Annotated in this window: 12 protein-coding genes; 6 read left to right on the top strand and 6 right to left on the bottom strand. The window is 58.0% G+C overall.

Annotated elements, in window-relative coordinates:
• Nucleotides 1–48 precede the first annotated feature (48 nt).
• Complete coding sequence (locus O3C79_RS06035; RefSeq protein WP_494385201.1) at nt 49–657, bottom strand: DNA-J related domain-containing protein; 609 nt, start codon at nt 655–657, stop codon at nt 49–51.
• Between the two features lie 84 nt (nt 658–741).
• Here O3C79_RS06035 and dacB point away from each other — a divergent pair, with 84 nt between their 5' ends.
• A complete protein-coding gene (gene dacB, locus O3C79_RS06030; RefSeq protein ID WP_494385200.1) occupies nt 742–2,151 on the top strand; it encodes a D-alanyl-D-alanine carboxypeptidase/D-alanyl-D-alanine endopeptidase in 1,410 nt (469 codons plus the stop codon).
• Here dacB and O3C79_RS06025 read toward each other — a convergent pair.
• Nucleotides 2,148–2,777, bottom strand: a complete 630-nt coding sequence (locus O3C79_RS06025; protein ID WP_494385199.1) for a YigZ family protein — start codon at nt 2,775–2,777, stop codon at nt 2,148–2,150. The genes dacB and O3C79_RS06025 overlap by 4 nt on opposite strands.
• 109 nt (nt 2,778–2,886) lie before the next feature.
• Nucleotides 2,887–3,027 carry a hypothetical protein gene (locus O3C79_RS06020; RefSeq protein WP_175612017.1) on the bottom strand — a complete coding sequence of 47 codons (141 nt, stop codon included), beginning with the start codon at nt 3,025–3,027 and terminating at the stop codon, nt 2,887–2,889.
• Nucleotides 3,028–3,216: 189 nt separating this feature from the next.
• Between O3C79_RS06020 and O3C79_RS06015 the strand changes: the two genes are divergently transcribed.
• Together O3C79_RS06015 and O3C79_RS06010 are read left to right on the top strand one after the other, a co-directional pair.
• Entirely contained in the window at nt 3,217–3,411 is a 195-nt protein-coding gene (locus O3C79_RS06015) for a hypothetical protein (RefSeq protein WP_010322592.1), read from the top strand.
• Between the two features lie 545 nt (nt 3,412–3,956).
• Nucleotides 3,957–4,229, top strand: coding sequence for a hypothetical protein (locus O3C79_RS06010; protein ID WP_494385198.1), 273 nt, complete (start codon nt 3,957–3,959; stop codon nt 4,227–4,229).
• Nucleotides 4,230–4,262: 33 nt separating this feature from the next.
• Here the strand turns inward: O3C79_RS06010 and O3C79_RS06005 are convergent, their stop codons facing one another.
• Both O3C79_RS06005 and pdxH read right to left on the bottom strand, forming a co-directional pair.
• Nucleotides 4,263–4,733, bottom strand: coding sequence for an FKBP-type peptidyl-prolyl cis-trans isomerase (locus O3C79_RS06005; protein ID WP_494385197.1), 471 nt, complete (start codon nt 4,731–4,733; stop codon nt 4,263–4,265).
• 9 nt (nt 4,734–4,742) lie between these two features.
• Nucleotides 4,743–5,390 (bottom strand): pyridoxamine 5'-phosphate oxidase, encoded by a 648-nt coding sequence (pdxH, locus tag O3C79_RS06000; RefSeq protein WP_494385196.1) that lies wholly within the window; start codon nt 5,388–5,390, stop codon nt 4,743–4,745.
• 117 nt (nt 5,391–5,507) lie between these two features.
• Between pdxH and O3C79_RS05995 the strand changes: the two genes are divergently transcribed.
• On the top strand, nt 5,508–6,200 hold the full coding sequence (locus O3C79_RS05995) for a hypothetical protein (protein ID WP_494385195.1): 693 nt from the start codon (nt 5,508–5,510) through the stop codon (nt 6,198–6,200).
• An 18-nt stretch (nt 6,201–6,218) separates the two neighbouring features.
• Here O3C79_RS05995 and O3C79_RS05990 read toward each other — a convergent pair whose 3' ends face one another.
• A complete protein-coding gene (locus O3C79_RS05990) occupies nt 6,219–7,220 on the bottom strand; it encodes a hypothetical protein (protein ID WP_494385194.1) in 1,002 nt (333 codons plus the stop codon).
• 202 nt (nt 7,221–7,422) lie between these two features.
• On the opposite strand from O3C79_RS05990, the gene O3C79_RS05985 reads away from it, so the two are divergent.
• Together O3C79_RS05985 and O3C79_RS05980 are read left to right on the top strand one after the other, a co-directional pair.
• Entirely contained in the window at nt 7,423–8,679 is a 1,257-nt protein-coding gene (locus O3C79_RS05985) for an efflux RND transporter periplasmic adaptor subunit (protein WP_494385193.1), read from the top strand.
• Between the two features lie 2 nt (nt 8,680–8,681).
• Nucleotides 8,682–11,795, top strand: coding sequence for an efflux RND transporter permease subunit (locus O3C79_RS05980; RefSeq protein WP_494385192.1), 3,114 nt, complete (start codon nt 8,682–8,684; stop codon nt 11,793–11,795).
• The last annotated feature ends 6 nt before the right edge of the window (nt 11,796–11,801 follow it).

Raw genomic sequence — 11,801 nt, 5'->3', positions numbered from 1 at the left:
CTAATAGTAGAGAATTGTTCCCGCAATCTCAGCGCCTTTTACATTTCTTTACGACCGCTGATCAGACCGTTGCGCATTGCGCAGGAATTCATAGGCGCGCCGCACCTCAATAAAGACCTCGCTGTCGCCGCCCTTGTCCGGGTGACATTGGGCAGCCAGGTGCCGATAACGGCTGCGCACCATTTCGGCCGAAGCGCCCGCTTCCAGGCCCAGCGTTTCATACGCGCGTTGACGCACATCCGGATCGGCACACTGCATGGCAAAGCCTTTCATCAGACGACGTACATCTTCGGCGCTGGTCTGCTCCAGCTGCTGCCAGTCCAGGTAGTAGGCACGCAGCTTGCTTTCCTGATCCGGCAGATCCGCACTTTGTTCAGCGATGGGCACAGGATCGGTATAAAGACGCACGCTCAAAGGCGATATTTCCAGGCGCAGCCCCTCTTCATACCACAACCGCGATTGCAGACTGTAGAGGCCATGCATGATCATGAAATGCTTTTGAAACAGGCGCAGCTGGTAGTCGTCTGCCAGTTCGGCAAAGGCCGGATGGGTTTCCAGTCCCTTCATCAGGGAAAATTCACTGATCCCCTCAGGGGCACCGCGCAGCAGGTCCAGCAGCTCGGGTATCAGGGGGTTGGGGCTTATGGCGTCAGTCATCTGCTCTCCGCTGTGGCATTTTCCTGTCATGCCTCCCTCCCCTCTGGCAGAATGAGGCTCAGGTTCACTGCAGGACAGACGATCATGTTGCTACGCTTTCTTATCCTCCTGATCCTGGCACCGCTTGTCCACGCCAGCGACTGGAAAAACCTGATCGACCAGGCCCCGGAAGGCAGTCAGGTCGCATTGGTGGTGGAGCCGCTCAGGGCCAGCGCACCCTTGCAGATACACTACCGGGACGATCGCTTTTTACCGCCCGCCAGTACCCTCAAACTGTTTACGGCCAGTGCCGCTGAACTGTCATTGGGACCGGACTATCGCTTTACCACCGGGTTATGGAGTCGAGGTCAGCAAAAAGGTGGCCAATGGCATGGTGACTGGCTGCTGGAGTTCACCGGCGCGCCAGACCTGACACGTCGCCAACTGGCTGACCTGCTGGACAACCTTCGCCAACGCAAGATCCGCGAGATCAAGGGCGACCTGCTGCTCGATACCAGCCACTTCAGCGGCTATGATCGCGCCATCGGCTGGCCCTGGAATAACCTGGGCGTCTGTTACAGCGCACCGGCAGCAGCCCTGACCCTGGAAGGAAACTGCGTCGCCGCCAGCCTGACCAGCCGAGGCGACAATCGTCCGGCCCGCTTTTTTGTCCCCGCTCATCAGCCGGTTGAGGTCACCTCGGATGTAGAGGCGGTACCGCCCGCGCAGATGCGGGAATCACTGTGTAGCCTGGAAGCCCGCCTTGGCCCCGGAAACCGTTACCACCTAAGCGGCTGCATCAATAGCAAGCGTGAAGTGCTGCCGCTCAACTTTGCCGTCAACGATCCCTTTGCCTACGGCAGGGCCGTGGTTCAGCAGGAACTGACCCGTCTTGGCATCGTACTGCGCGGTGATATCAAATTTGGCCAACGTGACCCACAGTGGCAACTGGTGGCTGAAGTCCGCTCGGCACCTCTGGGCGAGTTGCTGGCGACCATGTTGCAGGACTCGAACAACCTCATTGCCGACCTGACGTTCAAAAATCTGGGTGCACTGGGTGGACAGGCAGGCAGCTTTGCCCTGGGCGAACGCAAGCTGAAGCAGATACTGATTGAGCAAACCGGTATCGACCTGACGCTGGCCCGTATGGAAGACGGCTCAGGCCTGTCCCGCGACAACCTGGTACAGGCACGCCAGTTGGCTCAACTGTTACGCTGGCTGGCCGAACATCCGCAAATGATCAGTCACAGCGCACTACCGGTCAGTGGACAGAACGGTACCCTCAAGTACCGGCGCAGCACCCGCAAGCCACCTTTAGCGGGGGCTATCCAGGCCAAAAGCGGCACCGTGAACGGCACACGGAATCTGGCAGGCTATATGGATACGGCATCGGGCGAGCGTTACGTCTTCGTACTCATGATCAGCGGCCTCAGCCTGCCGGAAAGAATGCCTCGGCCGACACCGCTCACAGTTTTCGAGCGCTCTTTACTGGAGTGGATACACGCCAACGGCTAGACGCTGTCATCCAGTCGTTTGATTGTGGCTTCACCATGCAGCAGTTCGGCGGCCTCAGCCTCGAACTGCTCGCACCGATTCAGGTCCAGAGAACAGGCCAGCTGCACCTGCTCGGCAAACTGCTGGTCACGTATGCTGACGTCAAAGCGGTTCAACAGCCCTTCCACTGTCCCGGTCAGCCCATAGCCATAGGTTAATTGGTATTGCGCCTGGGGTTCACAGTGCTGCATCTCGGTTTCGGCCAACACGGCACGCACCGACTGGGAATAGGCCCGCACCAGCCCGCCGGTCCCCAGCTTGGTGCCGCCAAAGAAGCGAGTCACCACCACGCAGGCCTGCCCCACATCGGCCCCTGTCAGAACAGCCAGCATGGGGCGCCCGGCGGTACCTGAGGGTTCGCCATCATCGCTGCTACCCAGGCCAGTCAAGGCATGAGGCTCGGCGGCCACAAAGGCCCAGCAGTGGTGGTTGGCGCCCGGAAAGCGCTGTCGCTGTAGCTCAATGAATGCCTTGGCATCCGCCTCGGACTGGACCGGTTTCAGGCTGGCAATAAAACGGCTTTTCTTGATTTCGATCTCGGCCTCGGCCTCGGCCAAGGGGATCTGGTAGCTTTGAGGGCGGGACACAGCAACTCCAGCGGATGAATTCACCGGGATATGGTATCAGAGTCGCTGGCGGGGAGTAGAAACAAAAACCCCCGCATTCAGCGGGGGCTTCCAGACAGACCTGCAGAGCTTATTTGCCGTGCTTGTGCGCGTCTTCAGACATCAACTTGCGCACCTTGATAAAGCCCCAGATCATCGCAGCTGCCATACCGGCAACACCCAGCAGGCTGGGCCAGAGAGTACCAAAGCTGTAAGCATCGATCCCGAACATAGCAATCACCTTTATCGCTTGCATCTAATGTTAGGGTCAGATTACTCCCATAAAGACTGGGGACTATTGACTTGGCTCAACAGATTTTGTTCATTTTTTAAACACTCCATCATAGCCCTATTCCAGCTTGATTCTCGTCAATTTCTGAGCCATATCTGAGTATGTCAACTCAATACAAGGAACTCATCCATGTACCAGCGCAAACAGTGGACTGCGGAGCAATTGAGCAAGATGAATGAGGAAAGCTTCCTGGTCGAAATGCTCGACATGTTCCAGTACTCACCCTCCAATGCAGACGCAAGCTCCACCACCCAGATGCAAAGCAAACTCGATGCTGTCGAGGCCGCTCTGAAAGCCCGCCTGGAAGCCACCCGCGAAAACTGATCCTTTTTGATTCTTCCTTCGGCAGACAGGTTCTGTCTGCCCTGTTCCCCCGTTTTTTCTCTGCTTGACCATCACGCCTGATGACAGCCATAGCCATCGGATCGGGCGTGCCCTGATCAACCTTCTTCAGTCTGAAGCTGGTTGATAACAGCAGACGGCTTCCTGGCTGTAACTGTACTCCGCACGCTCCTCCGCGCGCTCTATTCCCACTTTTCCTTGTTTTGCTCAAATTCGGCTTCAATATTTCTTAATTCTTTATTGACTAATCATAATTTAATAAAGACCAATCAATATTTATTAAATACATATCAAAAACATATTTAAATAACCAAACAATCTAACCAGATTAAAAATAAAAGACCATGTAAATCATAGACTTAGGGGAATTTCCTTTCATATCTACAAGAGCTGAACTTGAGTATAAAAAATCCTTTTATTTCAAAGAGATACGAATCATAAAGTGAGGCTGTTTATTTGCCATTAATCATAACTGTAAATATAATGATCAATGTCGATTAAAGATTAATCAAAAAAGAAATAAGACAATGCAAGAGAAGGAAATCAAGTTGTTATTCAAGGCGGGAGTGTTTGAATCCTGTCAGGCGATTCCGATCTCGATGTCACGCGGCTGGACATTGAAATTCATCACTCGGGATCAGGATGTGGTGACGCTGAACCTGCAGCGCTCCAAACATGAACGTGAGTTCAAAAGCCTGGATGGCGCATCAGCCGTGGCACGTCGAATTGGTTTCGACTGGTTGAATGTGCAGATCGGTGAATTGCAGTGGCGGGAAAAGGTGTCCCGAACCGGAGGCTAACCGGTTCGGGTTGGTTTTAAGCATCGGAGTGATTCAGCGGTTGGAGTCAGCCAAACCGGCCAGCTCCTGCTGGGTTGCAGCACGCACGGCCACAACCTCAACATCGAACACCAGGGTCTGGCCGGCAAAGGGATGGTTGGTATCCACACGAACTTCGCGTGTATCCAGCGCAACCACTTTGCCCAAACGCACTTCGCCCTGTTCGTCTTCGATCTGGCAGAACAGGCCGATTTTAAGGCCCGGCATGCCGGCGAAAGCTTCTCGATCCAGTTCGAGTACCTTGCTTTCATCCCGTTCGCCATAGCCCAGCTCAGGCGGCACTTCCTGACGGAAGGTGTCGCCCGCAGCTCGCCCTTCCAATGCCTGTTCAAGACCTGGCACGATTTGGCGGTGGCCGTGGATGTAAGTCAGCGGTTCGGCATCACGGGAGCCGTCCAGTACTTCACCATCCGCGCCTTCAAGGGCGTAATGAAAGCTGACATGGGTGTCGCGGGTAATGTTCACAGCGGGTCCTCAGGGTTGCAGGCGTTCCAGACGCCATTGATCGGCGGCCAGAGTATAGCGGAAACGGTCGTGCAAACGGTTTTCACGGCCTTGCCAGAACTCGAAATGCTCCGGCACCAGGCAGTAACCACCCCAGGTTTCCGGACAGGGCACGACCTGACCGGCATATTCATCGTCCAGTTTGGCGACTCGCTGCTCCAGGGTAATACGGTGATCGATGGGCTGTGTCTGATCAGACACGGCGGCACTGAGCTGGCTGCCACGCGGGCGCTGGTGGAAATAGGTTTCGCCGTCAGCAAAGGGCAGCTGCTCAACCCGACCACGGATACGTACCTGACGCTCCAGACCACGCCAGTAGAACAGTAACTCGGCCTTGGGGTTCTGCGCCAGCTGCTGCCCCTTTTCACTGCGGAAATCGGTGAACCAGCAGAAGCCGCGTTCGTCATAGCGCTTGAGCAGTACGATACGTGCACTAGGCCAGCCCTCGGCATCAGCGGTGGCTAATGTCATTGAGGTGGCGTCATCCGGGTGTGCGGTCAGCGCGGCCTGCATCCAGTCTTCAAACTGCAGCATAGGGTCTGCCTGCATCTGCTCTCGATGCAACCCTGCTGCAACATATTCCCGGCGCAGGGCACTGATTTCAGAGGATTCACTCATCGCTATCTCCAGTCGTTTGCTACAGGCCAATACTATAAAGCATGGCTTGGGGGTTATACTGCCCCTGATCACGGGTGAGGCATTTTCACCGATTTTACGGCAGTGGAGAACAGGACGATGACATTGAAGCCGATACGCACCGCCTTGCTGCTGGTTCTGAGTGCCAGCTTGCTGCTCGGCGGTTGTACCACCACCGGCAAGCCTCGCCCGTTTCAACTCAAGAATCTGGCCAAGTCGGAGATCGACATGGTCACCGATCTGCATATCGAAACCGTCAACCAGCTGGCACGCGAACTGACCATCAAGCTGTACAAGCGTAACCCCCGTGAGCTGGCCAAGGTGCCCGGCATGACGGTATCCCGCCGCCTGGAGTTGCTGTTGGGGTCGCCGCGTCCCATTCGCCACGCCGAGTTGAATAACCGGTACGCGGAGAAGGCGATCCCGTTGGCCTTTGACCCGAGCTTCAAGGGTGACCGGGTATTCGCGCTGATGATCGGTATTACCGGTATGCTGCATGCGTCCTACAACTACCGCGATGAGTTCTACATGCTGAACGAGATCGACCAGCAGAAGCTGTACAACTCGGCACGCAACTTGGAAGCCGTGGCCTGGCGCCTGAACACCTATCGCCAGCCCGACGGTACGCCTTTTCTGCTCAGCAACAGTCCGGCCAACCTGAGCTTTGAGCGCCTGCTCGGCAAGCTGATTGCGCACCAGGACATGATGGCGCGCATCGTCTCGGACTCCACCAACCGCGCCATTAACACGGTGGTGCATGGCATCGCGTCAACCACACTGCTGCCGATCTGAGACCCTCGCCCTCTCTAGTCAGCAATCCCTCAGGGGTTTGAGTACGCGGATATCGGCTATCTTGTGATTCTCGTTGAGGAACAGGGTGACATCCGCCTGCTCCGGCATCTGCTCCAGCATGGCACGTGTCAGACGCTCATAGTGCTGAATAAAGCGCTGAATTTCGTCCTCGTTCATGATGCGCAGGTGATCGGTGGGCTGTTGGGTGTCGTAGATATAGCGTACCCGCTCCGCCAGTTTCTTCTCCTGCAGAGAACGCCACTCATAGACTGCATCCATACTCGGTACACAAAGCATCAGCAGCACATCCAGACGCTCGAACAGCGCCTTGTAAGGCCCTTTCAACTGCTCGTTCACGTAGGTACGCCAGACGGCGTCTGTATCTTCGTCACGTTCCAGCACGTTAACCGGGTCAGCCAGCTCCGCTTCAGATTGTGGCTGGGCACCGACACACCAGCCCTCGAACACGATCAGATCTGCACCACCGACCCACTCCTGCCAGACAGAGTCGGGACAACGGTCATCAATGGATTTGTCGAACACCGGGATCTTGGTGATGCGATCAGGATCGTCGGCACAGAGGCTGTCGATGATCTCGACTCCCAGTTCAACGTCATGGGTGCCGGGTACACCACGGGTTACCAACAGAGGGTGCACCGACTCCGCCAACAGTTCACGGTCCGCGCGGGTCTTGTACAGATCATCAATGGAAAACCCCACTACGCGCAGGCCGAAGCCTTCACCCAGAATGACTTCCAGCAGGTTGAACAGGGTCGATTTGCCGGCGCCCTGGGCACCATTGATACCCAGCACCAGCGGCCCTTCCTGACGCCGTTGTCGTGCCAGAATCCAGGCGGCCAGCGGCACGTAGATCTCTTCAAACATCTCTTTCAGGCCGATATCCACCTTGAGCGATTCCAGCGTGGCTGCAAACGCCTGCTCCACTGCACTGACCGCATGGCGGCGCTCCTCGTCGGAAAGGCAGAGCTGATTGCGGGGCCAACGTGTCAGTAGGCTCATGGGGTCTCCTTGCATGATCGACCTGTGGATAAGGGCACAGAGTCTACACCAGTTGCAATCTCGGGTGATATCCGCAGTAATGGCATTCGGTGCTGTGGATAACCCCCAGTGATTGCCATACCATAGATCCAAATTCCGCCGGGTTCCGTAAGCGGCGGTCTCTTCTGTACGCGACACTACTCATCGACACCAAGGATGCCTCATGCGTGACTCTGTCGGGACGTACTCTCTGTTCAAGCGTCTGTTGCCGTTACTGATTCTGGCCATCGCCGGTCTGATCACCTTTGCGCTGGTCAAAACCCGTGAGCAACCCCAGGCTCAAGAAGCCCAGATCAAACGCTGGAACGTCACCGCCACCGAACTGAACAGTATTTCAGCGGCCCCCGAACTGACGCTCTACGGCCAGTTTGAGCCCCCCCAGACCACGCGCCTGAGCAGTGCCCTCAACGCCGATGTCAGCCGTATCCTCGCGTCCGAGGGTGAGCAACAGCCTCGAGGCAGCCTGTTGCTGGAACTGGATGCACGTGAGGTTGAACTCCAATTGCGCCAGCGCAAGGCCGAACTGGCGGCCATCAACGCTCGTATCAACGCAGAGCAGGTGCGTTATGAGCACGACCGCAGTTCACTTAAGCTGGAACAGGATGTGCAGAGGCTGAATCAGGACCGTGTCGATCGCGCCGAGAGCCTGCAACAGCGTAACCTGCTCAGCCAGGAGCAACTGGATACCAGCCGCCAGACCCTGCGCCAGCAGGCGCTGGCTATCGAAGCACGACGCCAGTCCATCGCCGATCATCCCAACCGGCTAGCCCAACTGGAAGCCGAGCGTGAGCGTACCCAAAGCCAGATTGAACTGGCTGAGCTGGACCTGGAGCGCACCCGCATTCAGGCCCCATTCAATGCCCGCATCCTCGGTATCGAAACCGCGGTCGGCAACCGCGTACGCCCGGGGGATGCCTTGATTACACTCTACGACCTGGACCGTATTCAGCTCAGAGCACAGGTGCCTGACCACTGGCGCGAGCGCCTGGGGCAAGCCCTTGAGCAGGGACCTTTGCAGGCACGTGCCGAACTGGCCGGAGAGACAGTGTCGCTGGAAATGCAACGCCTGGCGGCCCGCATCAACCCCGGCCAGGCCGGCGTGGATGCCCTGTTCAGCTTGCCACCACAAGGCCAGCTACCATTGCCGGGACAAACCCTCAGTATCCGCTTGCAGCTACCGAAACAGGACGCGCTGTTCGCCCTGCCGCCGGAAGCCCTGTACGGCACCAACCGCGTATACCGTCTGGATGAGAATGAGCGCCTGCAAGCCGTGAGGGTAGAGCTGGCTGGTCAGCGCCAACTGCCTGATGGCCAGCAACAGGTGCTGGTCAGTGCCGATGCCCTGAGCAGCGGTGACAGGATCATTACCACGCAGCTGCCCAATGCCATCGGCGGGCTGCCGGTACAGGTGGTGGAATAAGCATGCACGGATTCATCGCCCTTTTTGCCAGCCACCGTGTCGCCGCCAACCTGCTGATGCTGCTGTTATTGCTCAGTGGCCTGTACGGTTTACGCCAGCTCAACACCCAGTTCTTTCCCACCTTTGATATCGACATTGTCACGGTGGAAGTGGTCTGGAGCGGCGCCAGCGCCGAGGATGTGGAGCGTTCTATTCTGCTGCCGGTGGAGCAGGAGCTGCGCTCGGTCAACGGTGTGGATACGCTCTATGCCACCGCCAATCAGGGGCGTGCGGCCTTTCGCGTAGAGCTGGAAGAAGGCACGGATGTGGATTACGCCCTCACTGAAGTGCGCCAGAAGGTCGATGCCATTCGCGCCGATCTGCCCAGCGACAGCGAAGAGCCGCTGATCCAGAAGGTCATCAATTACGAAGGCATCTCCGACGTTATTCTCACCTCGGATCAAGCCTCGCTGGATGAGCTGCGTCCGCTGGCCTATCAGCTGGAACAGGAGCTGCTGGACCGTGGTGTGCGCAAGATCGATTTCATCGGCCTGCCGGAGCAGGAGATCGCCATCCAGGTGCCGCCCGAGCAACTGCAGCAGCTGGGCCTGACCCTGGAACAGATCGCCGCCCGTATCCGTGAACACAGCCGGGATCTACCCGCCGGCACCGCCGCCCGCGGTGAAGGCGCGCGCCAGATCCGCAGCCTGGGCCAGGAGCGTGACAGCGAAGGCTTCCGCCAACTGCCATTGCTTACCGATGCTCAGGGGCGACTGGTTCGTGTGGGTGATGTCGCTCAGGTGGAGCAACGCCCGCGCGACCGTTCCGTGCTGCTGTCCTGGCAGGGTCAGCCTGCCGTACTGATGCAACTGAAACGCACGGAAGCAGACGACACTCTGGAAGCGGCTGCGATCCTTGATACCTGGCTCGCCGATACCCGGCCCACCCTGCCGCAGGGTGTCGAGCTGGTGGCCTTCAATGAAAGCTGGCAACTGGTGCGCGACCGTATCCAGCTGCTGGTGAAAAACGGCATCAGCGGCCTGATTCTGGTGATTCTGGTGCTGTTCCTGTTCCTCAATGCCCGCGTCGCCTTCTGGGTCTGTGTCGGTATTCCGGTTTCATTCATGACGGCTTTGGCAGTGCTCTGGGGTATTGGCGGCTCCATCAACATGATGTCCCTGTTCGCCTTCATCATGGCCCTGGGGATCATCGTGGATGATGCCATCGTGGTGGGCGAGGATACCCTGACCCATGTGCAAAAAGGCGAACCGGGCCTGCAAGCGGCCATCGGTGGCGCCAAGCGCATGGCTGCGCCAGTAATCGCCTCTTCGCTCACCACCATTGCTGCCTTTTTGCCGCTGTTGATGGTGGGTGGCATTATCGGCAGCATCCTGATCGACATTCCTACGGTAGTCATCTGCGTCATTCTGGCGTCGCTGCTGGAGTGCCTGCTGATTCTGCCCGGTCACCTGAGCCACAGCCTGCGCAGTATCCAGGATCTGCGCCCATCCAAACTGCGCCTGCGACTGGACGCGGGCTTCCACCATTTCCGTGAACACCAGTTCCGCCGCTTTATCACCCTGGCCCTGCATCACCGTGGCGCTACCCTCGCCTTGGCCCTGGGGTTGCTGGTGGTCGGATTTGGCCTGATCGCCGGTGGCCGCCTGTCGTTTACCTTTTTCCCCAGCGTGGATACCAACACCCTCACCGCCAACGTCAAGTTTGTGGCCGGTACCGACCGTATCCACGTGGATCGTTTTCTGGCGCATCTGGACAGTACGCTGGGCAATACGGATGAGGCGCTGGGTGGTGACCTGGTCAAGGTTCGGCTGCGCGAATCCGGCATGGCCAATTTCCCGCGCAGTTCAGCCACGGCTTTCACCGGCGATACCTACGGTTCGCTCTATGTGGAACTCAAGCCGGCCGATGATCGTGAGGTGACCAACCAGCAGCTGATCCGTCACTGGCGTGAACAGATCCAGCTGCCCGCCGGTATTGAGAAATTCAGCATCGATTTGGCGCAGGCCGGCCCGCCCGGCAAACCCATCGAGGTCAAACTGACCGGCCCCGACGTCAGCACGCTGAAGCAGGCGTCACTGGCACTGCAGGACCGTCTGTCCCGTTACTCGGGGCTGTCCAACGTGGACGACGATCTGCCCTGGGGCAGTACCCAGCTGATCTACAGCCTGACACCCTCGGCGCAGGCTGCCGGACTGACACTGAACGCGCTGGGCGGTCAGCTAAGATCCGCCTTTGATGGCCAGAAGGTACAGGCCTTTTACGAAGGACGGGACGAGATCGAAGTACGCGTGATGCTGCCTGACGCCGCCCGCGATCAGCTCAGCACTTTGGGCTCACTGCCGGTGGTGTTGCCGGATGGCCGCGTCACCCCGATTGGCAACGTTGTCAGCTTCGAGGCACGACCGGGTCTGGACAGCCTGCAACGTATCGATGGCCAGCTGGCCCTGAACGTGTCTGCCGATCTGGACGAGGCCGTGACCAACGCTGACGAAGTCATCGCCAAACTGCAGGAAGAGGTTATTCCTTCACTGACCAGCGAGTACGGTGTCGGCGCCAGTTTTGAAGGCAAGAACCGTGACCAGCGCGAAACCCTGGCCGATATGAAAGCCGGCCTGCTGCTGGCACTGGCCCTGATCTACATCATCCTGACCTGGGTGTTCGGCTCCTGGAGCTGGCCCGTGGTGGTCATGCTGGCCATTCCCCTGGGCCTCACCGGTGCCATCTACGGCCACCTGCTCAGCGGTCTGGACCTGACCGTGCTGTCCCTGTTCGGTCTCTTTGGCCTGTCCGGCATCGTCATCAACGACTCCATCGTTCTGGTCACCTTCTACAAGGGCTTGCGCGAACAGGGCATGGCGGTGCGTGAGGCGATCATCGAAGCGGCCTGCCAGCGCTTGCGTGCGGTGTTGCTGACATCGTTGACCACCATCGGCGGCCTGATGCCGATCCTGTTCGAAACCTCGCTGCAGGCACGCTTCCTCATTCCCATGGCCACCTCTATCGTGTTTGGTCTGGCCTACGGAACCCTGCTGATACTCGTGGTCATACCCGCTATGCTGAGTCTATTGGAAGAGAGCAAGACGCTGAAGTCCAAAGTGAAAAAAGTGCTGCCCTGATCGGGC

The sequence above is a fragment of the Marinobacterium sp. NO-S09 genome, assembly GCF_059179545.1.
This window is presented reverse-complemented; position numbering and strand designations above follow the sequence as displayed.